Here is a 22,631-nt window from a genome sequence, read left to right as displayed (position 1 = left end):
CCCCGTGACGAGGCGGGGACGGCGCCGATCGGACGCGTCCGGGACGACCCGCCGGCGGCGGTACTGGTTTAACCGCTCCGGGGATCGTCCGAGTATGGCGCTGCCCGTCGAGATCCTGTTCGGCATCTACCTGGGAGTCCTCACGGGGATCATCCCCGCGCTGATCGCCGGCGTGTTAGGGTTCATCTTCAAGTACTTCACGGGGGTGACGATCCCCGGACTCGGGGTCGTGGCGCTCGCGCTGGCGATCGCGGGCGTGAACGGCGGACTGCTCGCGTTGAACGACCAGACGATCCGCAGCTCCGACCGCGCGCCGGCGATCCTCACGGCGATCCTCGTCGTGTTGATGCTCTCGCTGTACGCGCACGCCCAGGGCGACAAGCTCGGCGCGAACGTCCCCAAGCGCGTCTCCTTCCGGAAGCTCCGCGAGCGTACCCTCTCGACCGATGTGGTCGAACTCGTCGGCGGGCGCGGACAGGTCCGCGTCACCGTCGCGGGCGAGGTCGGCGACATGGAGGGGTACCCGCCGCTGCCCGCCGAGACCCGGCGGGCGATCGCCGAGGGGGAGTGGACGTTCCCCGCGGACGTGCCGCTCGCGGAGCTGGAGACGCGGTTCGCCGAGCGGCTGAAGACGGAGCTCGAGCTCGTCGACGTGAGCGTGCGGATCGACGAGGAGGCGCGGGCGACGGTGACCGCGGCCCCGCCGACGGGCGGCCTCTCGAAGCGCGTCCCGAAGGGCAAACGAGCCGTGTCGATTCCCGCGCTCGTGCCGACCGGGCTCGCCCGCGGGGACGTCGTCCGGGTCGTCACGCCGGACCTCACGGTCGAGGGGACGCTCCTGGCGGCGAAGTCGGGCGGGAAGCCCGCCGCCGACGCCGGCGGGTCGACCGCGGCCACGACGGGGGGCGACGACCCGGAGACGGGGTCGCGTCCGGAGGGCGGGCCGGCGGGGGATCCTCGAACCGACGGCGGCGAACCGGGGGCCGCCCCCGCGCCGGCTCCGACGACGGGGACGACGACGGGGGGCGAGGGTCGCGTGACCGTCGCGGTCGACCGCTCGGAGGCCGGCCCGCTGTTGCGGGCCGGTCGCGGGCGGGTCCTCGTGTGCTCGCGGGGAACGCGCCGGGAGTTCGAGCTGACGACGCTTCTCCGCCGGGCCGGCAAGCGGTTCCGGAAGGTGAGCGTCGTCGCCGGCGGGGCGCTCGACGGCCACACCATCGGCGAGGTCGGCGTTCGGGAGGCGTACGACGTCGCGGTGCTGGCGGCGCGTCACGACGCGAAGTGGACCGTCGCGCCGGGCGGCGGCCAGCCGCTCTCGGCGGGCGACGAGCTGTTCGTCGTCGGCACCCGCGAGGCGCTCGACCGGTTCGGGGAGGTGGCGACGTGACGGCGGCCGTCCTCGCGGGAGCCGCGGCGACCGCGACCGCGGTCGACTTCGGCGACCCGCGCGCGGCGGCGATCACGCTCGTCACGTTCGCGCTCCTCGCCGCGGTCGTCTCGGCGTCGGGCGCGCTCGTCTACCGGTGGTACTTCCGGGCGGCGATCCCGGAGGGCGTCGCGGTCCTGCTCGGCGTCTCGATCGTCGCGCTGTACCTCAACACCACGTCGCTGGGGACGCTCGTCAGCGCGGAGACGGCCGAGCTGCTCACCGTCGAGACCGTCGTGTTCAACGTGGCCGCGCTCGCGCTCGCGGCGGTCGTCTCGCCGGCCGGCAGGTACGCGGGCGACCGGCTCGCCGTCGACGTCTTCGCGCTGTCGGGAGTCAAGGGGATCGAGGGGGAGATGAGCCGGTTCGTCAGGACGGTGGGGCGGATGACGCCCGTCACGCTGCCGGCCGCCGACGAGATCGAGGACGTGGACACCTACGAGCCGGTCTCGCCCGAAAAGAAGGCCGAGATGGCCGACCGGACGCTGATATTCGGTCGCGGGCTCACGGTCGAACAGCTCCGCGAGCGCCTCGTCGAGCGGGTGAAGACGGACTACGGGGTCGGCTACGTCGACGTCGACGTCGCCGAGGACGGGACGCTCGAGTACTTCGCGGTCGGGTCGCGGGTGACCGGGCTCGGCCCGACGCTCGCGCCCGGTCGAGTCGCGGTCGCGCTCTCCGCGGACCCGCCGAACAACGCGACCGCCGGCGACATGGTCCAGATCTGGCGGACGGAGCCGGCGTCGGCGCGCGTCGCGACCGGCGAGCTGCGGGGCGTCGCCGGGGACGTCGCCACGGTCGCGCTCGACGAGTCCGACGCGGAGGCGCTCTCCCCCGAGGGGGGGTATCGACTGGTGACGCTGCCGACGGAGCCGCAGGCCGACCGGGAGTTCGCCTCGCTGCTCCGGAACGCCGACGAGACGATGGCGACGGTGACCGTCGAGGACGGTGCCGACCTCGTCGGCACGACCGTCGGCGAGGTGAGCGCGGTCGTCGCCGCGGTCCGTCCTCTCGAGGGGGCGGTCCAGCCGATCCCGCGGCGGGCGTACGCGTTCGCGGCCGGCGACACCGCGTTCCTCGTCGGGCGGCCGGACGCGATCCGGCGGTTCGAGGCGGGCGCGTCGCCCGTCGAGGGCGGCGGAGGCGCGGAGGAATCCCGCGGCGGAGGCGCGAAGGAACGCCACGATGCCGGCGGGGCGGACTCCACGGCCGACGCCGGCGCCGTCGTGGAGTCCGAGGGCGATCCGGCGGGCGGGGACGGGACACAACGCTAATGACGCGCCCCCGCGGGGATCGGGTATGGAGTGGAAGCTGTTCGCGGACCTCGCGGAGATCGCCGGCGACCGCGTCGTCGCGGTCGACGCCGAACCGGGCGACACGGTCGGAGACGCGTTCGAGGCCCTCCTCGAGGCGCACCCGGACCTTCGCGACCGCGTGCTCGAGGACGGCGAGGTGGCGGACCACATCAACGTGCTCCGCAACGGGAGCAACGTCCACCACGAGGAGGGGATGGAGACGGCCCTCGAGGCCGGCGACGAGCTCGCGCTGTTCCCGCCCGTGAGCGGGGGATAACGGGATCGAGTCGGGCGTCCGACGATCCGACGACGCCGCCGGGCGAACCGATCGGGCGTTTCAAACGGTCCCGCGTCGCAGTGGCGAGCATGAGCGACGACCACGAGGCGGACGGCGACGGCCACCCCCACCGCGAGGAGTTCGACGAGGACCCGGTCGGCCACGCGCACGTCGGCTCGGGGATGACCGTCGGGGACCTCCTCGAGACGTACGGCGAGGCCGGGATCGGCGCGGCCGCCGTCCACGAGGCGGGCGACGTGCTTGCGGAGATGTTCGGAAACGACGACTGTACGGTCTTCCTCTCGCTCGCGGGCGCGATGGTGCCCGCCGGGATGCGTCGGATCGTCTCGGATCTGATCGCCGACGGCTACGTCGACGTGCTGGTGACGACGGGCGCGAACCTCACCCACGACACGATCGAGGCGATCGGCGGAAAACACCACCACGGCCGCACGCACGACCCAGAGAAGAGCCTGCGCGAACACGACGAGGGGCTCCGCGAGGAGGGCGTCGACCGCATCTACAACGTCTATCTGCCCCAGGAGCACTTCGCCGAGTTCGAGGGACACCTCCGCGAGGAGGTGTTTCCGGCGCTCGACGGGGAGGGGTCGGTGTCGATAGCGGAGCTGTGTGCCGAACTCGGCCGGGCGAACGCCGAGGTGAACGAGCGCGAGGACGTCGCCGAGGACGCCGGCGTCGCCGCCGCCGCCTACGAGGCGGACGTCCCCGTCTACTGTCCGGCCGTCCAAGACTCCGTGTTGGGCCTCCAGGCGTGGATGTACGCCCAGACGGCCGACTTCACGCTCGACGCGCTGGCGGACATGACCGGGCTGACGGACGTCGCCTTCGACGCCGATGACGCGGGCTGTCTGCTCGTCGGCGGCGGCGTGCCCAAGAACTTCACGCTCCAGACGATGCTCGTCACGCCGCGGGCGTACGACTACGCGGTTCAAGTCACGATGGATCCGGAGGCGACGGGCGGGCTCTCGGGGGCGACCCTGGAGGAGGCGCGCTCGTGGGGGAAACTCGAGACCGACGCCCGCAACGCCTCCGTCTACGGCGACGCGACGGTGATGCTCCCGCTGCTGGTCGCCGCCGCCCGCGAGCGCGTGGAGCAGGAGGACTCAGGAGGGCCCGATCGCCGGTAATTAGATGTAATTAGACTTTTGTGGCCGGGCGACCCTTCCCGGCACATGAGCGAGTACACGACGATCTCGCTGCGCAAGGAGTTCGTCGCCGACGTCGAGGCGTACATCGAGGACGAGCCGTTCGGCTCCGTCAAGGAGTTCGTGAAACACGTCGTCGTTCGAGAGATGGAGGCCGACGACGAGATCGGCGACGCGGAGGCGAAACGGATCGCCCGGAAGCTCCGGGAGCTGGGGTACATGGAGTGACGCCGATGGCGGAGGGACGCTCCCACGGACCGACGACGCTCTCGCGAGCCGACCTGGTACTCGTCTGTATGCCGCTCCTGTTTCTCGGCGGCTACGCCGTCGGCGCCCTGACGTTCGACACCTGGACCGGGGCCACCGCGAGCGCCTCGGTCGCCTGCGTCCCGCCGCTGCTCGAGGGGCTCTTCGTGAACCCCCCGACCGACGGCTGAGAGCGGGCCGGCGGCTGCCGGAACGCGGGTCGAGACGGAGAAACGAGGAAGCTCAGTTGTCGCCGGCCTTCGACTGCCAGGCGTAGTCGCGTCGCTTCGCGGACTCCCCGAAGCCGCACGAGGAGCACCGCTCCTTCGTGAGGTGGTAGGACTTCTCGCCACAGCGGCGGCACTTCACGTGAACCGTCTTGTTCTTCTTCCCTTGAGAGGGCGTACCGGAGCCGGTCATGCTTTGATGGAAACGACGTTATCGCCGCGTATAATCGTTGTGTCTTCGATCGCGACGGCGAACTCGCCGTCGAGATCGTCCTCGACGCGGTCGCTCACGCCCGCCTCGGGTTCGATGACGACGTTCATGTGCTGGTCGTAGCCGGCAAGGACGCCGTAGTAGGTCGTACCGTCCTTGAGGTGTACCGTCACGGGGTCCTCGAGCGACGCTTCGAGCACGTCGAGGGGTCGTCCACTCATCGTTCGTACGCCTCCCGTCGTACTATTAAAAATACCGGGAGGCGGGCGCCTCCGGCGGAACGCGAGGGGGGTCTCTCTCACGCTCCCGGCGGATCCGTTCCCGCGCCGCGCCGCCGAACCCGGACGTTTTTAACACGCCACGGTGTATCGGCGAACACCACACTCCCGCGGGACACGGTGAGCCGACGCCGGCTCGGCCGTAGCGGGGCCTTCACCGACACGCGGTTAGACGCCGGGGCTGACGGCTCCTTTGCGGGGAATCAGTGACGGAGCGCCGGGAAACTGGCGCTCGAAGACACACACCATGGAAATCGAAATCGCGACAATCGGCGGATACGAAGAGGTCGGTCGACAGATGACGGCGGTCCGTGCGGGCGAGGACATCGTCATCTTCGACATGGGCCTGAACCTCAGTAAGGTCCTCATCCACGACAACGTGGAGACCGAGAAGATGCACAGCCTCGATTTGATCGACATGGGCGCGATCCCGGACGACCGGATCATGAGCGACCTGGAGGGCGACGTCCAGGCGATCGTCCCGACGCACGGTCACCTCGACCACATCGCGGCGATCCCGAAGCTCGCCCACCGGTACGACGCGCCGGTGGTCGCCTCGCCGTACACGATCGAGTTAGTCAAACAGCAGATCTCCGACGAGGGCAAGTTCCAGGTCGACAACGACCTCGTGAAGATGGAGGCCGGCGGCACGATGGCCATCGGCGACTCCGAGCAGGTCGAGATGGAGTTCGTCAACGTCACCCACTCGATCATCGACGCGATCAACCCGGTCCTCCACACGCCCGAGGGCGCGATCGTCTACGGGCTCGACAAGCGGATGGACCACACGCCGGTCATCGGCGACCCGATCGACATGGACCGGTTCGCGGAGATCGGCCGCCAGGACGAGGGCGTCCTCTGTTACATCGAGGACTGTACGAACGCGGGCCGGAAGGGCCGCACGCCCTCCGAGTCGGTCGCGCGGAAGCACCTCCACGACACCCTCAAGTCGGTCGAGGACTACTCCGGCGGGATCGTCGCCACGACGTTCTCCTCGCACATCGCCCGCGTGAAGTCGCTCGTCGAGTTCGCCCGCGAGATCGGCCGCCAGCCCGTGCTGCTCGGCCGCTCGATGGAGAAGTACTCGGGCACCGCCGAACGGCTCGACTTCGTCGACTTCCAGGGCGACGTCGGCATGTACGGCCACCGGAAGTCCGTCGACCGCGCGTTCAAGCGCATCATGAAGGAGGGGAAGGGCAACTTCCTCCCCATCGTGACGGGCCACCAGGGCGAGCCGCGCGCGATGTTGACCCGGATGGGTCGCGGCGAGACCCCCTACGAGCTGGAGAACGGCGACAAGGTCGTCTTCAGCGCGGGCATCATCCCGGAGCCGACCAACGAGGGCCAGCGCTACCAGTCCGAGCAGCTGCTCCGGATGCAGGGCGCGCGCATCTTCGACGACATCCACGTCTCCGGCCACCTCCGCGAGGAGGGGCACTACGAGATGCTGGACACGCTCCAGCCGCAACACCTCCTCCCGGCACACCAGGACCTCAAGGGTCGCTCGCCGTACGTCGACCTCGCGAAGTCGCAGGGGTACAAGCTCGGTCGTGACCTCCACGTCACGCAGAACGGCAACACCATCCAGCTCGTCGAATGACGACCGAGACGACGGAGGCGCGGGTGCTCGACGCCATCCGCGAGCGGCGCGACCTGGTTAACGCCGCTATCGACGAGGAGTTACCCGTACAGCGCCCCGAGCGGCTCTACGAGGCGTCTCGATACATCCTCGAGGCGGGCGGCAAACGACTCCGACCGACGGTCACGACGCTGGCGGCGGAGGCCGTGGCCGGGGTCGACCCGATGAGCGTCGACTTCCGCGAGTTCGACGCGCACTCCGGCGACCCCGTCGACGTCATGCGTGCGGCGGTCTCGATCGAGGTGATCCAGTCGTTCACGCTGATCCACGACGACATCATGGACGAGGACGACCTGCGGCGCGGCGTCCCCGCAGTCCACGAGCAGTACGACGTGTCGACGGCGATCCTCGCCGGCGACACGCTCTACTCGAAGGCGTTCGAGATCATGAGCGAGACCGGCGCGGACCCGGCCGACGGGCTCGAGGCGATGCGGCTGCTCGCGTCGACCTGTACGGAGATCTGCGAGGGGCAGGCGCTCGACGTCGCCTTCGAGTCCCGCGACGACATCCTCCCCGAGGAGTACCTCGAGATGGTCGAGTTGAAGACCGCCGTGTTGTACGGGGCCGCCGCCTCGACCGCGGCGGTCCTGCTCGGCGCCGGCGACGAGGTCTCCGACGCCCTGTATCAGTACGGGATCGACTCCGGTCGCGCGTTCCAGATCCAGGACGACGTGCTCGATCTCACCGTTCCCTCCGAGGACCTGGGCAAACAGCGCGGGTCGGACCTCGTCGAGGGCAAGGAGACGCTGATCACGCTTCACGCCCGCCGGGAGGGCGTCGACGTCGACGGCCTCGTCGACGCCGAGACGCCCGCCGAGGTGACGGAGGACGAGGTCGACGAGGCGGTGGCCGTCCTCGAGGAGGCGGGCTCGATCGAGTACGCCCGCGAGACGGCCGAGGAACTCACCGCCCGTTCGAAGGAGCATCTCCAGGTGTTACCCGAGAGCGACTCGCGGGCGCTGTTGGAGGACCTCGCGGACTACCTCATCACGCGCGGGTACTGAGACGGTCCGGATCGGCGTCGTTCCGTCGCCCGCGTACCGGCCGGCCCCTCCCCGCTCCGGTCGGTCGCCGACGAACGGTCGGCGAACCACCCTTCGATGTCGACCGCTTCCTGCTCGTCCGATCTCGTCCCGAGCGATCGGAGGGTCGTCACGGGATCGACGGGGGGAGAACGCCCCGTGACGTAATTAGTATAAATTACTCGCTAGGATTATGTAGCCGTATTCGACAACGTCCGGTATGCGCCGTCGACGGTACATACAGGTGTTCGGCCTCGGCGGTGCCGGCTCGACGGCCGGCTGCACGGGTCGAACCGAGGAGAGCCGGTCCGCCCCCGACACGATAACGCTTGCCACGGCCACGACGGCGTACGACAGCGGCCTGCTGGACGTCCTGAACCGTCAGTTTGCCGCGCGGTTCGGGACGGCCGTCGAGACGGTCGTTCGCGGGACGGGTGCCTCGCTCCGCATCGCCAGGGACGGCGACTGCGACGTGGTGCTCGTCCACGCCCGTCCGCTGGAGGACGAGTTCCTCGCGGACGGGTACGGTGTCAACCGACGGAGGCTGATGGTCAACGACTTCCTGCTCGTCGGGCCGTCGGCCGACCCGGCAGGCGTGGCTGGAACGGACCCCGTCCCGGCGTTCCGGGCGATCGCGGAGGCGGAGGCGACGTTCGTGTCGCGGGGTGACCGGTCGGGAACACACGTTCGGGAGCGGCGCATCTGGAAGAAGGCGGGCATCAGTCCGTCCGGCGAGTGGTATCTCGAAACCGGGCAGGGAATGGGCGATACGCTGGTCGTCGCCGGACGGTCGAACGCCTACACCCTTACCGACCGTGGAACCTTCCTCGCCGTGGCCACCGACGGCGATCTCGCTCGACACGTCGACTCGGGGATCGACGACCCGCCGCCGCTGCTCCGGAACGAGTACGCCGTCATTCCGGTCAACCCCGCCCGCCACGACGTCACCTACCCGCTCGCGATGTCCTACGTCGGATACCTCACCGGACCGGGACAGTCACGGATCGAGACCTTCCGGCTGGCCGGCGAACGCGCGTTCCGTCCGCTCGCGCGCTCGCCCGACCCGGCGTTCGGGCAGTACGTCCCGAGCGACTGGCGCGGATAGCGGTCCCGCGGGACCGAACAGAGCGGTTCACGACCCCTCCCGATCGCCGGGACCCGACCGGGACGGACGGCGTCGACGGCGAGGGCGGCGTCCGAACGCGGAACACAAGAGAGTTGAGCGTCCCCCGGCGAGGGGACGTATGACCGACCACTTCGAGGTCCACGAACGCGACGGCGCGGCCCGGATCGGGGAGCTCCGGCTCGCCGACCCGGTGACTACGCCGGCGCTCGCGGACCCCTTCCTCGCCGACGCCGGCAGCCTCTGGACCGCGGACCGCGAGGTGCCCGACGGCGACGAGGCGGCGCTCACCGTGTTGCCGCACCGATCGTTCCCGGCGGGCACCCGCGAGGAGGTCCGGGAGTCGTTCCGGGTGGATCACCCCGCGATCGACGCGCCGACCGCCGCGGTGGTCGACGCCGAGACGCCGCGTGACGTGGGAGCCGACGCGTACCTCCTCGCGGACGCCTCGGGGTTCGTCGGCCACGGCGAGGCGTTCCGCGACGCGATCCTGTCCGCGAAATCGGCGCTGCCGGCCGACACCGCGCTGTACCTCTCGGGCGTCGCCACGCCCCTGAACGTCGCCCTCCTCGCGTACGCCGGCGTCGACCTCGTCGACGCCTCGCTCGCGCGGACGAAGGGGACGCAGGGCCGGTACCTCACCGCCGACGCCGAGCACTTCCTCGAGGACCTCGAGGAGCTGCCCTGCGCCTGTCCGGCCTGCGCGACGCCGCGCGCGGAGTTCTCCCGTGCCGACTGCGCCGAGCACAACGTGAACGCGCTCGAGGCCGAACTCCGCCGCGTCCGCGAGCGGATCCGGGCCGGTCGCCTGCGGGACTACGTCGAGGGGCAGGCTCGCCACGAGCAGTGGCTCACCGCCGCCTTCCGCGAGTTCGACGACCAGTGGGGCTACCTCGAGGAACGGACGCCCCTGATGCGCGACGCCGAGGTGACGGCCGCGACCGCCGAGACGCTCGACCGCGTCGAGATCCGGCGCTTCGCGGACCGCGTCACGAGCCGCTACCGCAATCGATTCACGGACCAGCCGCTGGTTCTGGTCCCCTGCTCGGCGACGAAGCCGTACAGCGACTCCCAGAGCCACCGGCAGTTCCACGACGCGGTGAAGTGGCGCGGCCACACCGTCTCGATGACCTCGCCGATCGGCGTCGTGCCCCAGGAGCTGGAGACGACGTACCCGGCCCAACACTACGATTCGGTGGTCACCGGCGACTGGAGCGAGGACGAGATCGGGTTCGTCGCCGAGGTGCTCCGGCGGTACCTGACGCGTAACGAGTACTCCCGCGTGATCGCGCACGTCCCGGATCACGGCTACCGCGAGGTATGCGAGCGCGTCAAGGCCGACCCCGATATCGACGTCCCCTTCGAGTACACCTGCGTCGACCATCCGACGACCGACGAGTCGCTCGGGGAGTTGAACGCCGCGCTCTCCGGCGAGCCCGCCTACAGTAAGCGCGAGCGCGAGCACAACACGGTGAAGGCGATCGCCGACTACCTGTTCGGCGACGGCGCGGGCGACGACCTCTTCGACGGCTCCGGGGGCGGCGCGAGCGACGCCGGCGACGCGATCCGGACCACGGGCCGCTATCCCAAGCTCCAGGTGTGGGGCGACGACCCCGACGCCGGCCGCGAGGGCGAGCCGGGCGAACAGCTCGCGACGATGGTCCCCCAGTACGGCACCCTCTCGTTTACCCTCGCCGGCGCGCGGCGCTGGGTCGAGAGCGACGCCCCGACGAAGCGCGTCGCGATCGACGGGTTCGTGCCGCACGGTTCCGTGCTCGCGCCGGGGGTGATCGACGCCGACGACGGGATCCGCGTCGGCGACGAGGTGGTCGTCGAGGGGCCGAGGGCGTTCGCGGTCGGCCGCGCGGAGATGTCCGGCCCGGAGATGGTCGAGTCGACCCGCGGCGTCGCCGGCGCGGTGCGACACGTCGAGGAGAAGTAGGCGGACGGCACCCCGGCACTCCGGCGGTCGCTCCGCGGTCGATCGCGGGCGCTACCCGTCCGTCCGGACGTACGTCCGCAGCTCGGTCAGTCGGCCGTCCGCGACGTCGAAGACGTCGACGAACGCGAACAGCTCGTCGCCGTCGGCGTCGAGGAGCCGCCCCCGGACGGCCACGCCGGTAGACTCGGCGGGGCCCGAACTGTCATCCCCGCCGGGGTCCGACTCGTAGACCGCGTCGACGACGTGTTCGGTGTCGGTCAGGGGCCGCTCGTCGCGCATGAACGCGACGAAGCGGTCGCGTCCCTCGAGCGTGCGGTCGGGGCGCTCGTGGACGAACCCCGGATCGAGGAGGTCGGCGAGCCGGTCGTAGTCGCCGGCGTCTATCGCCTCGTAGTAGGCGTGGACGGGCCGGGTCGTCCGGGTCACGTCGCCAGCTCCGCGAACTCCCCGGCGGAGGTCCGCGTCCCCTTCGCGATGATCACGTCGCCGGCGCGGACGGTCGTGTCGAGGTCGGGACCGACGAGCCACCCCTCCTCCGGGCGGCGGATCGCGAGCACGCTCGTGGCGATCTCGGTCGCGGGAATGCCGGCGGCGATCCGCGTGCCGGCGAGATCGCTTCCCCGACGAACCTGGGTCCGGGTGATGATCTCGTCGGACTCCTTGACGGCCATCTCGACGACGGGGTGGACGCCGATGTCGCGCATCACGCCCTCGGTGATCTCGAGGGCGGCGTCGGAGATCTCCTCGGTCGCGACGCCCAGGTGGATGAGCCCGCGGAGCGAGACCGGGTCCTCGGCTTCCTTCGCCGCCCGCAGCGTCCACGCCTCGAACCGCGACTGGAGCGCGTCGACCTCGATCTCCAGGTTGTACACCTCCTCTGCCAGCTCCTCGTTGTCGAAGAGGACGGAGCCGTACGCCAGATCGACGGCGAGCTCGGAGAGGTTCTTCATCAACACGATCGAGTCGACCGCGCGCTCGAGGTCGTCGATCGCGGGTTCGACGGGTTCGTCCGCCTCGAACGGCTCGCCGGTCAGCCTCGGATACGCCTCCCCGACGCCGTTCTCCGGGCCCCGGAGCAGCGTCACGTCCCCGCGCTCCACTCGGGTTTCGGCTCCGGGGTTGAGGATCCAGTCGTCCTCGCGGCGGATGGCGATGACCCGAACCCCGGTCTCGGACTCCAAGTCGATCTCCTTCAGGGTCCGGCCGTCGTACGGCGAGTCGTCGGCGACGGTGCCGCGGACGAGCGTCTCGACGCCCTCGGTGAGCGCGCCGCGCATCGCCTCCGGGAGCCCGATCTCCTCGACCACGATCTTCGCGATGTCGCCCGCGGCGTCGGACACCTTGTCGGCGGCGGCGACGACGCCGAGCACGGGCGCGAGCGTCTCCGCCTCGCTCGGCTTGCGCGCCGCAAGCATGAGGCTCATCCGGGCGCGCATCTGGAGCACGTCCATCCGGTGTTCGAGTTCGACGACCTCGCGGGCGACGGAGGGGCTGGCGTGAAGCACCGCCGAGTACGACAGGTCGATGAGGAGCTCCGCCGTGTCCTTCATCTCCACGAGGAGCTCCTTGACGCTCGCGGGCTCGTAGGACACCGCCTCCCGCGACCGCCGCCCGTCGAATCGTCCCATACCGGACCGTCTCCGGCTCCGGGCAAAAGGTTTGTTACGCGTCCGAGAGGGCGTCGCCGGCGACGTAGCCTCGCTCGCGTCCCCCGTCCGCGGGACCGTCGCCGTCACGCTCGACCGGCGCGGCCAGATCCACGAGCGCGAGCCACCGGAGGAGCCGGTCGGCCCGGTCGCGCCAGGACCGTTCCCACTCCGGGTCGCGCGCGCGGTCGTGGCGCGGGACCGACTCGCGGGTGGCGGCGAGGAGCGTCGCCGGGGTCACCGGCTCCGCCGGCGACGCCGCGCGCAGCAGCGAGAGCGCCTCGGGGACGAACAGCACGCCCTCGCGGAGCCCGCTCCGAACCGACTCCGGCGTCGGCTCCGCGTCGGCGCGAACGAACCCCCGCGGCGTCTCCCGGACGAGTCCGAGCGTCCGGAGGAACGCGAGCCAGTCGTTCGCGCGCTGGCGGTTCGGGAGGTCACGGCGGTCGCGCAGGCGTGCACAGCAGTCGTCCGTGCTGCCCGGCACGAGCGGGACCGCCCGCTGGAACGCGGCGAGTTCCGCGAGGTCCGCTGGCGGCTCGGGGACCGGCTTGATACGCATCAGCGGTAGCCGAACGACTCCGCGAGCAGCGCCTCGTCGGTCTCGCCGACCGTGTAGACGGGGCCGTCGACCACGTCGACGGTGACCTGCGCGGGGGCGAACACGCTCTCCGGCACCTCGTAGAAGTCCCAGTCGGCGTCCTCGAACACCTCGAGGAACGGGGTGCCGTAGTCGTCGCGCACGGTGGAGACGATCTCGTCGAACCGGTCGTCGTCGCGCGCGACCTGGAGGTGGACCTCCCCGCCGTACGCCAACGCGTCGTTCGTCCGGCCCATCGCGCGGTCCTCGTCGCGGGTGACGGGCGCGATCGGCGCGGTCCCCGAGGCGTGGAGCACGTCGGTCGGCTCGTAGCCGATCTCGAGCAGCCGGAAGACGGCGAGCTCGGCCGCGCGGGCCGCGGTCGCGACCGAGCCGGCCGTCGAGCCGGTGGCGTACGTCGGGAGGAAGACGCCCTCGGGGTCGACCTCGGCGAGGTCGGCGACGTGCTCGGCGACCTCCTCGTCGGGAAGCGTCGTCGACTCGACCGCGAGGGTGGCGAACTCGGAGGAGTCGTAGTAGCCGACGCGCTCGAACTCCGTCTCCTGGCCCACGAGCGCGCGAGCGGGGCCGGAGCCGAGCCCCTCGAAGCCGCTCTCGAACGCCAACTCCCAGCCCGCCTTCTGTGAGCACAACAACGCGACCGCGGGGTGGTCAGTCGACAGCTCGACGTACCCGCGGGGCGCGCCGGCGACCTCGCCCATCCGGGTGTTCACGCTCGCCAGCCCGGCGGTCTGGATCTCGGCCAGAAGTAGCCCGGCCTCGACGCCGCCGGTGGCGTCGACGCCGAAGTCGACGACCGTCGCCCCGTTCTCCAACTCGTACCCCGCCACGTCGAGCTCGCCCGCGAAGTCGAGCGCCTCGTCGACGAGCTCGATCGCGGTCCGGTTGATGCTCTCCATACGCCCCCTTTCGCGTCCCCACCTAAGGGGCTTGCCGGTCGCGGCCGCGAGACCGGAGCCGCGCCGACGGGACCGGCCCGCTCCCGCCGCGATCCGTCATCGGACCCCGCCCGGACCGCCCGGCCCCCTCGGTCCGGACGGCCGCGCGCTCGGGTCGATCGTCACGAACTCGCTTTCCGCACGCGGGTCGACCTCCCGACCTTCCTCGTAGCGGACGAACGAGAGGTAGAAGGGCTCTCCGCAGCCGCGGTCCGGCGGCGACGAGGGATCGTCGCCGCCGTCCCCGTTCGCGTCATCGGATCCGTCGTCGACCCCGTCGCCACCCGCGGCGTCGACCTCGTCGCCACCCGCGTCGCCGGTCCCGCCTCCGTCCTCGTTCCCGTGTGGGTCCCAGACGACGCCGTCGCTCTCCCCGCAGACGAACCGGACGCCGTCGGCGGCGTCGCCCTCGAACGGCTCGTCGGGGGCGGCGTACGTCCACCCCTCGAAGGGGTACGGCCGCACCGCCTTGTCCGCGAGGTAGCCCTCGCGTTCGATCTCGACGATCGTCTCACAGCGTGGACAGTGGTAGGTGACGGGATAGCCCATGGGTTCGATACGGGGGCGACGACCATACGCTCGTCGGCGGGGCGACGGCGGGGCGAGCGGAGCGCGGCCTCAGTCGTCGGACGCCTCGACCGTCGGCAGTTTCGCGTGCGTCGCCCGCGCGAGCGCCGCGACCCCGTCGTCGATCTCCTCGGGAGTGACGTAGCTGAACGAGAGCCGGGCGTACCGGCTTCCGCGGTCGTCGTGGAAGAAGTACGAGCCGGGGAGGTACGTCACGCCCTCGTCGGCCGCGGTCTCGAGCAGCTCCTCGGCGTCGATCCCGTCGGGGAACTCGACCCAGACGAAGAAGCCGCCCTCGGGCTCGCTCCACTCCACGCCCTCCGGCATCCGCGACTCGAGCGCCTCGAGCATGTGGTCGCGGCGCTCGCGGTAGCCCGCGCGCAGATCGTCGAGGTCCGCCTCGAAGTCGGTCGCCTCACAGTAGCGGGCGATGAGTCCGAGCGTGAACACGTTCTCGCCGCCCGCGTTGATCCGGTCGAGCTCCCGGACGATCGCCTCGTCGGCGACGACCCACCCCGTCCGGATGCCGGGCGCGATCGTCTTCGAGAACGTGTCGACACGGACGACGCGGCCCGTCTCGTCGAGCGACTTGAGCGACGGCGGCGTGGTGCCGTCGTACCGGAGCTGACCGTACGGGTCGTCCTCGACGATCAGGAAGTCGTACGTCTCCGCCAGCTCGAGGAGTCGCTCCCGGCGGTCGGTCGACAGCGTCACGCCCGTCGGGTTCTGGAAGTCGGGAACCGTGTACAGGAACTTCGGCAGCGGGTCGCCCGCCTCCTCGCGGGCCGCGAGGTCGTCGGCGAACGCGTCGACGTCGAGACCGTCCTCGTCCATGGCGTACCCCTCGATGTCGACGCCGTAGTTGCGGAACAGCCGCAGCGCGCCCATGTAGGTCGGCGCCTCGACCGCGATGGTGTCGTCGGGGTCGAGGAAGGTCTGGGCGACCGTGTCGAGCGCGTGCGTCGCGCCGTTGGTCACGTGAACCTCCTCGGGAGTACACTCGATCCCGCGGGCGCGAGTGCGCTCGACCACGGTCTCCGTGATCGCGTCCGCGTAGTCGCCGCCGGCGTACTGGAGCGCGTCGTCGTGGTCGACCTCCAGCAGGGTGTCGACCGCCTCGTCTATCTTTCCGTTGGGGAGCGCGTCGGGGTACGGGAACCCGAACGCGAGCGACACCGCGTCGGGGGCCGTGATCGCCCGCCACGTTCCGTAGGTAGCACCGTCCATCGTTTCTCGGACGGGATCGGCGAAGAGCCGAGCGTACCCGTCGGATCCGTCGCTCTCACTCATCTCGTATATCACACGATCGTTCACCGATATAAGCCTGCTGGCGGGGGAACGAAACCCCGCAACCCCTTTTAACCGCGGCGTCGACTCTCCGGACATGATCGACGAGACGGTCGCCGAGATCCGGGCGATGCGGACCCACAGCACCTCCGCGGTGGCCGTGAAGGCGACCGAGTCGCTCGCGGAGCTGCTCGACCGCGAGTACGTCACCGTCGACGAGTTCGAGCGCGACCTCGAGCACAACGCGGGCGTGTTGCGCCGGTCGAACCCCTCCCACGCCGCGCTCCACAACGCGATGCGCGAGGTCGAGCGGTCGATCGTCGGCGAGCCGACCACGGTCGAGGGGGCGAAACAGCTCTTAGAGGACGTGATCGACCGCGTCGTCGAGGACATCGAGACCTCGAAGGCGGCCGCCGCGGCCAACGCGGCGGAGCGGATCGTCGACGGCGACACGCTTCTCGTCCACGACTACTCCACGACCGTCCTCGAGTCAATCGAGACCGCCGCCAGGGAGGGGGCACATCTGACGGTGTACGTGACCGAGGCGCGCCCGCGGACGCTCGGCCGGAAGACGGCGCGGGCGCTCGCCGGGATGGACCGCGTCGACGCCCACATGGTCGTCGACGGCGCGATGGGGTACGCCCTCCGCGACTGCGACCGCGTCCTGCTCGGTATCACGTGTATCACCGGCGGCACCTACTACAACCGCGTCGGCACCTTCCCGCTCGTCGTGACCGCCCGCGAGCTCGGCGTCCCCGTCACCGCGGTCGGCTCCGGCGCGAAGACCATCGAGGAGTTCCGGTTCGAGAACGAGTTCCGCGACGCGGTGGAGGTGATGCGCGAGCCGGTCGAGGGCGTGACGATCGAGAACCCGAGCTACGACGCGACCCCCGTCGGGATGATCGACACCGTGATCACGGACGACGGCGTCAGGGAGTGAACGCGTCGATCCGGTCGCGGATCCGCCCGATCGTCGCGTCCGAGAGCCCGTGAGCCGATCCGGGGTCGATCCGGACGTCGACGGCCGCGCCGCCCGCCTCGAGGAGCCGACCCGTCTCGCGCACTCGATCGGCCGGGACGTGCGGGTCCGCCTCGCTCGAGTCGAGCGACACCGGCGTTTCGGCGAGCGGGGTGGCGGCGTCGCTCTCGTCGTCGACGCCCGCGACCCGCCGCGTTCCGAGGTCCTCGCCCGGCAGCGACGCCGAGGCGACGACCGCCCCGCCGAACCGCCGCGGGCGACGACACAGGAACTCCGCGAGGACGCAGCCGCCCTGTGAGACCCCGACGAGGAGCGTCCGCTCCGGGGAGATCCCCACGTCGCCCGCGGCCGCGACCGCGCCGGCGACGCAGTCGACCGCCGAGGACAGCGCGGGCTCGTTGGCCGCGAGCGGCGCGTCGTGGCCCGCCGGGAACCAGGTCGACCGCCGTGCCGCGGGGGCGAGAAGCGTCACGCCCGGCCGGTAGAACCCGTCCGCCAGCCGGACGATCCCCTCCGCGGTCCCGCCGCGCCCGTGGAGGAGGACGACCGCGACCTCGGCGGCCGCGGCCGGCGCGCCCCCGACGACGAGCCGGGCGTCGGCGTGCGGGCCCTCCACGTCGGGGAGCGTCCGGGTCATGCCGACGGCCCTCGGGTCATCGTCGACTCGGCGGCTCGATCCGCGGCAGCTGCCCCTCGATCAGGTCCCGGTCGTCAGCGAACCGGTCCGGGAGGGAGAGGTCGGTCGCGTGGCCGGCCGCGTCGGGGTCGGCGAGGCCCGGTCCCCGCGGGCCGTCAGGGGTCGGGGCCTCCGTCGCGAGCTCCACGAGGAGCCCGCCGGGCCCGCGGACGTACAGCGAGTGGAAGAAGTGTCGATCCTTCACGCGGGAGACCTCGTATCCGCGCTCGCGGAACAGGTCGTGCCAGTCGAGGAGCGCCTCGCGGTCCGGCATCCGCACCGCGACGTGGTGGATCGTTCCGGGACCCTCGCGGAGGTAGGGCGCGTCCCGGACGAGGAGGTCGACGGCGGTCGCCCGCTCGCCCGGCGCGCGGTACCGGATCCGGTCGCCCGCGGCGGCTTCGTCTCCCGTCTCGGCCTCGTACTCGAAGCCGAGCGTCTCGAGGACGCTCGCGGCGCCGTACGGGTCCGTCGGCGTCGCCGTCGCGCCGTACAACCCCCGGATAGCGGCCCGCTCGGGGACCGGCCCCCCGGTCCACGGGTCGCCCGCGTCGTCGGTCGCGACGAGTTCCACCGCGGTTCCCGCGGGGTCGGAAACGTGGAGTCCGCGGTCGCCGAAGCGCTCGCCGGGGCGGAGTCGGTCCGCGTCGACCCCGCGCTCCGCCAGGCGGTCTCGCCAGTGGTCGAGCGAGCCGGGCGGGACGGCGAGCGAGATCGACTCGTATCCCGGCTTGCCGGGTCGCCCCGGCGCGCCCATCGGGTCGGGAAAGACCGTGAGGACCGAGCCGGGACGACCGTCGCCGGCCCCGAAGTAGAGGTGGTGTTGGAGACGGTCCTCGTAGTTCACCGTCGTCCGGAGCAGCCGGAGTCCGAGCGTCCCCGCGTAGAAGTCGACGCTGGCCTGGGCGTCGCCGACGATCCCCGTCACGTGGTGGACGCCGGGCGTCTGGGTGGTCACGCTCGACGGTTCGACGCGAGGGATCAAATCGGTGTCGGCCGTCGTTCACCGATGTCGCCGTCGCTCACACGCCGCGGCCGCGTGACGGCGCGGACGGTTCGATCCCCGCCGGAGGTCCGGTGTTCGCGGCGTGACACCTGCCAAAACGGTTTTGAGTGTGCGATGTGTTACCGAAATTATGAGCGTGAACCGGGGCGGCGACGTCGCCTTTCGGATCCCCAGCGAGCCCGCCCTGGAACCCGAGTGTACGAGCCTCTCGTGTGAGCTGTCGGCGGCGGCGACCGAGCCCGGCGTCGTCACCGCCGTCGCGATCGCGGGACTGCTCGCGCTGCTCACGTTCGCGTACGTCCGCGACGCCCGGACGGCCTGTCGCCGCGAGCGCCGCCGCGTCACGGACGAACACGACGCCTTCGAGGAGTTCGCCGACCGCGTCGCCGCGCTCGATCCGTGTCCGGCGGCGACGACGGAGCCCTCCACGACCGCCGCCCAGCTGGTCGGCACGCGTCGGGGCGACGGCGCGGTCGGCGACGTGCGTCTCAGGCGCGTTCTCGACACCTACCAGGACACGGTGATGTCGCTTCCACACTACACGGAGGAGTACGACGAGAGCGTCGCCGAGAGCCTCGCGGCGGAGTTGGGGCCGGACACGACCGTCTCGCTGGCGTCGAACGGGACGCTCTCGCCGGGGTTACAGTCGGCGCTCGTCGACCGGAGCAGACGGGCGGCCGCGGCGAGGCGGTCGCTCGCGGACGCCATCGACGTCGAGATAGACGCGCTCGACGAGGCCGGCGCGACCGCGGAGCGGATCGACCGGCGCCGCGTTCGGCTGAACCAGCACCTCGACGGGATCCCGGCCGGCGGCCGGGCCGACGCCGCGATCGACGTCTGGGAGCGGCTCGGCGACCTCGAGTCGGAGTGTGAGACGGCCGCGGCCGACAGACAGTCGAGGCTTCGGGACCCGCCGCTGTCGTCGGATCGGGTCGCCGGCGGGGGCGGGACGGGGTTCTACGAGTACCTCTACGGGTCGATGGACGGTCCCGACCACCCGGTGTTGGCGTCGATCGCGACGCTCGTCGACCGGATCCGCGAGGACCGCGACCGCGTCGCGCGCCGGATCGCGAACGGCAGCTGAGTCCGGAACGCCGCCGTCCGCGCGGCCGGATCGGACGGTCGAGCCGACAAGCAAAGCGTTATATATACTACCCGGAAACGGAAGCGATGGCCGCATAGGTGATCCAGCATCCTTCGTATCGAGTTCCAGACCGCCCTCTCGGGGGTCGTAAGCGAGATAGCCGACCGGGTTCCGGAGGCGCGAACGATCGAGTTCGAGAACGCGTTCTACGCGGACGAGGGCAACTGGATCGAGTCGCTTCTCGTCACGTCGCGGTCGCCGTTCGACCCCGAATCGGTGCTGTCGACGCTCTCTCGGGTCGAGCTGTTCCACCAGGAGCAGGTGGTGGACGGGTCGACCGCGCCGACCTACCGGCTAACGATCGTCGCTCACGAGCCGTATCCGTTCCTCCTCGGCGTCATCCTGCGTGAGAACGCGATCCCCAACCGTCTGGAACTCCGAACCGACCACCTACACGGGGTCGTCACCGTCGACGAGTGGGAGACGTTCCGGACGCTCGCGGACCGGATCCAGGAGCAGTTCGGGCGGTTCGAACTCCTGAGCGTGAACCAGGTCGAGACGACCGGGGAGCCGCTCGGGAGCGGACAGCTCGGACGGGTCCTCCGTAACGAGCTGTCCGCCGAGCAGCTGACCGTCCTGCGGACCGCTCACCGGATGGGGTACTTCGACGTCCCGCGGCGGGCGTCGGCCGACGACATCGCGACGGAACTCGACATCGCCCAGTCGACGCTCAGCGAGCGCCTGCGGGTCGCAGAGAAACGGCTGTTCGACCTCGTCTTCTCGACCCCCGACGGGGCCTCGTCCGAGGACGCGGCCGACGGCTGAACGTCGGCACCGCGCGGTCGCCGAGCGAAACGACGAGCGAATTACGGACGGCGGACGCACAACCGCACGCGATTGCGTCGGACCCGGCGCGATCGGCGGCGGATCGGCGATCCCTAATAAAGAATGATGACTATTGAGGGGTATCGGGGGTAGCTACAATCCGATTACGGGGGTATGTACGGATGGAATGTCGCAAGACAACGGCTTCGACATCGAACGGGGAAGCACACCACGACGACGGTTCATCCAGATCGCGGGCGCGACCGGGATCGCGGGGCTGGCCGGTTGTGGGGGACAGAGCGGCGACGGGGGCAGCGGCGGCGACGGCGGCGGTGGTGGCGACGGCGGCGACGGGGGCAGCGGCGGTGACGGCGGCGGTGGCGGCGACGCCGCCTCGATCGAGACGCGGTTCTGGGAGGAGTGGCCGGTCGAGACGAAGGGCGTCGACGTCAACGACGAGGCGATCCAGTTCGAGTACACCGCCGTCGAGGGCGAGAACGTCCCCGAGGTGGACACCCACTTCGCGCAGGCGGAGACGCCGTGGATGCGCGAGTTCGCGCTCCACGTCCAACAGTCGCTGAACGACATCGGCGTCCCGGTGAACCTCATCAACGTCCAGCCGAGCACCCGGTACGGCGAGTTCTGGCGGGCCGACATCGGCCACCCGGTGCCGATCACGATGAACCTCCACGGGCCGGACCCGCAGCGCGGGCTCGACCCGAACCCGTTCCTGATGCGCGCGCATCCGGAGACGGGCGGGAACTACTACAACTACAAGAACGACGAGATCACTGAGCTGCTCGACGAGCAGGCACAGACGATCGGGGATCCCGAGGCGCGCGCCGAGATCTGTCACGAGATCGCCCAGCTGCTCAACGAGGACGCCTACCTCATCGCGGCGAACTTCCCGGAGGTCATCACGGTGGCCAACACCGCCGACTGGGAGGGGTACGTCCCCACGCCCGGCAACGGGACGACCCGCGACTCGTTCATCTGGTCGCAGGTGAACCTCCAGCCGCAGGGCGACTCGTCGACGTGGGTGAAGGGCGTCACGTCCGGGATGCAGGGGACGAACCTCCCGTTCTCCAGCGGCGGACAGGAGGAGAAACGTCTCCTCAACGTCTACGACGGGCTCTTCGACGCCTCGCCGCAGCTCGAGATCGTGCCCGCGCTGGCGACGAACGCCGACGTGGTCGACGACACCACCGTCGAGATGGACCTCCGCGAGGGCGTCGAGTGGCACGACGGCGAGTCGTTCGGCCCGAGCGACGTCAAGTTCAGCGTCGAGTTCTACCAGGAGAACAACGCGCCCCAGCAGGCCGCGTTCATCCGGACGATCGACACCGTGGAGGTGCTCTCGGAGAGCGGCGGCGGCCGGGTTCGCTTCAACCTCACGGAGCCGGACGCCGCGTTCCTCACCCAGCGGGTCGTCCGCAGCGCCATCATCCCGGAGCACCGCTGGTCGGACGTCGACAGCCCCAGCGAGTACAACCCCGACAACCCGGTCGGCACCGGGCCGTTCTCGTTCGTCAACTGGGAGCAGGGGTCCGAGCTCCGCTTGGAGAAACACGAGAACAACTGGATGTGGGACGACGACGTCCGCGAGGAGCTGCTCGGGGAGTACTTCGTCCCCGGCGACGGGATCGACGAGATGGTCCACGCCAACGTCGGGAACGTCTCCACGCTCATCGGGGCGATGCAGTCCGGCGACATCGACGCCATCGGGACGACGGTCTCGAACCAGCAGGCCGACCGCGCGGCGAACGCCAGCGGGGTCGAGAAACAGACGGCGCGGAACTACGTCCCCACGGACGTCCACCTCAGCCACCTCGTCCCGCTGTTCCGGGACAAGACGTTCCGCGTCGCGCTCTCGCACGCCTTCGACAAGCAGGGGTTCGTCGAGAACACGCTCGGCGGCCGCGGCGAGGCGATCGAGGGACAGAACCTGATCACGCCGCTGCTGACGCCCTATCACGGCGAGACCGAGCCGTACGAGTACGACGTCGAGGGCGCGCGAACGATGCTCCAGCAGGCGGGGTACACCTTCGACGGCAACGACAACCTCGTCTGGCCCGAGGGTGACGCCTGGGAGGCCTTCGCCGAGCGCGTCGAGAACGGCCACGCCTCTCGCACCGATCTCGATCAGGCCGACTTCTCATAGAGAGCATCC

24 protein-coding genes are annotated in these 22,631 nt (G+C 70.7%); 14 read left to right on the top strand and 10 right to left on the bottom strand.

Annotated features, from left to right (window positions below; translation table 11 throughout):
• Positions 1 to 94 precede the first annotated feature (94 nt).
• The 6 genes from DJ70_RS12220 (at position 95) to DJ70_RS12195 (ending at position 4,601) form a co-directional block, all read left to right on the top strand.
• Positions 95 to 1,387 (top strand): potassium channel family protein, encoded by a 1,293-nt coding sequence (locus DJ70_RS12220; protein ID WP_094533403.1) that lies wholly within the window; start codon positions 95 to 97, stop codon positions 1,385 to 1,387.
• On the top strand, positions 1,384 to 2,700 hold the full coding sequence (locus DJ70_RS12215; RefSeq protein WP_094533401.1) for a cation:proton antiporter regulatory subunit: 1,317 nt from the start codon (positions 1,384 to 1,386) through the stop codon (positions 2,698 to 2,700). The genes DJ70_RS12220 and DJ70_RS12215 overlap by 4 nt, the downstream gene beginning before the upstream one ends.
• A 25-nt stretch (positions 2,701 to 2,725) precedes the next feature.
• The gene (locus DJ70_RS12210) at positions 2,726 to 2,998 is read left to right on the top strand and encodes a ubiquitin-like small modifier protein 1 (protein WP_094533399.1); all 273 of its coding nucleotides are present in this window, start codon (positions 2,726 to 2,728) and stop codon (positions 2,996 to 2,998) included.
• An 89-nt stretch (positions 2,999 to 3,087) separates the two neighbouring features.
• A complete protein-coding gene (locus DJ70_RS12205; RefSeq protein WP_094533397.1) occupies positions 3,088 to 4,146 on the top strand; it encodes a deoxyhypusine synthase in 1,059 nt (352 codons plus the stop codon).
• 45 nt (positions 4,147 to 4,191) lie between these two features.
• Positions 4,192 to 4,392 carry a hypothetical protein gene (locus DJ70_RS12200; RefSeq protein WP_094533395.1) on the top strand — a complete coding sequence of 67 codons (201 nt, stop codon included), beginning with the start codon at positions 4,192 to 4,194 and terminating at the stop codon, positions 4,390 to 4,392.
• 5 nt (positions 4,393 to 4,397) lie between these two features.
• Complete coding sequence (locus DJ70_RS12195; RefSeq protein WP_094533393.1) at positions 4,398 to 4,601, top strand: hypothetical protein; 204 nt, start codon at positions 4,398 to 4,400, stop codon at positions 4,599 to 4,601.
• A gap of 52 nt (positions 4,602 to 4,653) precedes the next feature.
• Here the strand turns inward: DJ70_RS12195 and DJ70_RS12190 are convergent, their stop codons facing one another.
• Together DJ70_RS12190 and DJ70_RS12185 are read right to left on the bottom strand one after the other, a co-directional pair.
• The gene (locus tag DJ70_RS12190) at positions 4,654 to 4,830 is read right to left on the bottom strand and encodes a 50S ribosomal protein L37e (protein ID WP_094533391.1); all 177 of its coding nucleotides are present in this window, start codon (positions 4,828 to 4,830) and stop codon (positions 4,654 to 4,656) included.
• Positions 4,827 to 5,069 carry an LSM domain-containing protein gene (locus DJ70_RS12185; RefSeq protein ID WP_094533389.1) on the bottom strand — a complete coding sequence of 81 codons (243 nt, stop codon included), beginning with the start codon at positions 5,067 to 5,069 and terminating at the stop codon, positions 4,827 to 4,829. Before DJ70_RS12185 ends, DJ70_RS12190 begins: the two co-directional genes overlap by 4 nt.
• Before the next feature lie 304 nt (positions 5,070 to 5,373).
• On the opposite strand from DJ70_RS12185, the gene DJ70_RS12180 reads away from it, so the two are divergent.
• The 4 genes from DJ70_RS12180 to arcS all read left to right on the top strand — a co-directional run bounded on the left by DJ70_RS12180 (position 5,374) and on the right by arcS (position 10,852).
• Positions 5,374 to 6,726 carry a ribonuclease J gene (locus tag DJ70_RS12180; protein WP_094533387.1) on the top strand — a complete coding sequence of 451 codons (1,353 nt, stop codon included), beginning with the start codon at positions 5,374 to 5,376 and terminating at the stop codon, positions 6,724 to 6,726.
• Entirely contained in the window at positions 6,723 to 7,769 is a 1,047-nt protein-coding gene (gene idsA3, locus DJ70_RS12175; protein WP_094533385.1) for a geranylfarnesyl diphosphate synthase, read from the top strand. The genes DJ70_RS12180 and idsA3 overlap by 4 nt, the downstream gene beginning before the upstream one ends.
• A gap of 238 nt (positions 7,770 to 8,007) precedes the next feature.
• The gene (locus DJ70_RS12170) at positions 8,008 to 8,892 is read left to right on the top strand and encodes a substrate-binding domain-containing protein (RefSeq protein WP_094533383.1); all 885 of its coding nucleotides are present in this window, start codon (positions 8,008 to 8,010) and stop codon (positions 8,890 to 8,892) included.
• A 139-nt stretch (positions 8,893 to 9,031) separates the two neighbouring features.
• Positions 9,032 to 10,852 carry an archaeosine synthase subunit alpha gene (arcS, locus tag DJ70_RS12165; RefSeq protein WP_094533381.1) on the top strand — a complete coding sequence of 607 codons (1,821 nt, stop codon included), beginning with the start codon at positions 9,032 to 9,034 and terminating at the stop codon, positions 10,850 to 10,852.
• Between the two features lie 51 nt (positions 10,853 to 10,903).
• Here arcS and DJ70_RS12160 read toward each other — a convergent pair whose 3' ends face one another.
• From DJ70_RS12160 to DJ70_RS12135, 6 genes are all read right to left on the bottom strand, one after another.
• Positions 10,904 to 11,278 carry a nuclear transport factor 2 family protein gene (locus DJ70_RS12160; RefSeq protein WP_094533379.1) on the bottom strand — a complete coding sequence of 125 codons (375 nt, stop codon included), beginning with the start codon at positions 11,276 to 11,278 and terminating at the stop codon, positions 10,904 to 10,906.
• On the bottom strand, positions 11,275 to 12,480 hold the full coding sequence (locus DJ70_RS12155; protein ID WP_094533377.1) for a potassium channel family protein: 1,206 nt from the start codon (positions 12,478 to 12,480) through the stop codon (positions 11,275 to 11,277). The genes DJ70_RS12160 and DJ70_RS12155 overlap by 4 nt, the downstream gene beginning before the upstream one ends.
• 34 nt (positions 12,481 to 12,514) lie before the next feature.
• Positions 12,515 to 13,060 carry a hypothetical protein gene (locus DJ70_RS12150; RefSeq protein WP_094533375.1) on the bottom strand — a complete coding sequence of 182 codons (546 nt, stop codon included), beginning with the start codon at positions 13,058 to 13,060 and terminating at the stop codon, positions 12,515 to 12,517.
• The gene (gene mch, locus DJ70_RS12145; RefSeq protein WP_094533373.1) at positions 13,060 to 13,998 is read right to left on the bottom strand and encodes a methenyltetrahydromethanopterin cyclohydrolase; all 939 of its coding nucleotides are present in this window, start codon (positions 13,996 to 13,998) and stop codon (positions 13,060 to 13,062) included. Before mch ends, DJ70_RS12150 begins: the two co-directional genes overlap by 1 nt.
• A 96-nt stretch (positions 13,999 to 14,094) precedes the next feature.
• A complete protein-coding gene (locus DJ70_RS12140) occupies positions 14,095 to 14,586 on the bottom strand; it encodes a hypothetical protein (protein WP_094533371.1) in 492 nt (163 codons plus the stop codon).
• A 69-nt stretch (positions 14,587 to 14,655) separates the two neighbouring features.
• Entirely contained in the window at positions 14,656 to 15,894 is a 1,239-nt protein-coding gene (locus DJ70_RS12135; protein ID WP_094533369.1) for an aminotransferase-like domain-containing protein, read from the bottom strand.
• Positions 15,895 to 15,988: 94 nt separating this feature from the next.
• On the opposite strand from DJ70_RS12135, the gene DJ70_RS12130 reads away from it, so the two are divergent.
• Positions 15,989 to 16,831, top strand: a complete 843-nt coding sequence (locus DJ70_RS12130) for a translation initiation factor eIF-2B (protein WP_094533367.1) — start codon at positions 15,989 to 15,991, stop codon at positions 16,829 to 16,831.
• Here DJ70_RS12130 and DJ70_RS12125 read toward each other — a convergent pair.
• Together DJ70_RS12125 and DJ70_RS12120 are read right to left on the bottom strand one after the other, a co-directional pair.
• On the bottom strand, positions 16,821 to 17,507 hold the full coding sequence (locus tag DJ70_RS12125) for an alpha/beta hydrolase (protein WP_094533364.1): 687 nt from the start codon (positions 17,505 to 17,507) through the stop codon (positions 16,821 to 16,823). The two genes, DJ70_RS12130 and DJ70_RS12125, sit on opposite strands and share 11 nt — an antisense overlap.
• Before the next feature lie 16 nt (positions 17,508 to 17,523).
• Positions 17,524 to 18,504, bottom strand: a complete 981-nt coding sequence (locus tag DJ70_RS12120; protein ID WP_094533362.1) for a VOC family protein — start codon at positions 18,502 to 18,504, stop codon at positions 17,524 to 17,526.
• A gap of 178 nt (positions 18,505 to 18,682) precedes the next feature.
• On the opposite strand from DJ70_RS12120, the gene DJ70_RS12115 reads away from it, so the two are divergent.
• The 3 genes from DJ70_RS12115 to DJ70_RS12105 all read left to right on the top strand — a co-directional run bounded on the left by DJ70_RS12115 (position 18,683) and on the right by DJ70_RS12105 (position 22,622).
• Entirely contained in the window at positions 18,683 to 19,636 is a 954-nt protein-coding gene (locus DJ70_RS12115) for a DUF7260 family protein (protein WP_094533360.1), read from the top strand.
• Positions 19,637 to 19,912: 276 nt separating this feature from the next.
• Positions 19,913 to 20,461: a helix-turn-helix domain-containing protein gene (locus tag DJ70_RS12110; protein WP_394338457.1), complete on the top strand. Its 549-nt coding sequence runs from the start codon at positions 19,913 to 19,915 to the stop codon at positions 20,459 to 20,461.
• Between the two features lie 187 nt (positions 20,462 to 20,648).
• Positions 20,649 to 22,622, top strand: a complete 1,974-nt coding sequence (locus DJ70_RS12105) for an ABC transporter substrate-binding protein (protein ID WP_179234051.1) — start codon at positions 20,649 to 20,651, stop codon at positions 22,620 to 22,622.
• The last annotated feature ends 9 nt before the right edge of the window (positions 22,623 to 22,631 follow it).

Origin of the sequence: Halorubrum halodurans (genome assembly GCF_002252985.1) — an archaeon.
Taxonomy (GTDB): domain Archaea; phylum Halobacteriota; class Halobacteria; order Halobacteriales; family Haloferacaceae; genus Halorubrum; species Halorubrum halodurans.
Note: the sequence above shows the minus strand (reverse complement) of the source record. Positions and strands in the feature narration are given on the sequence as shown.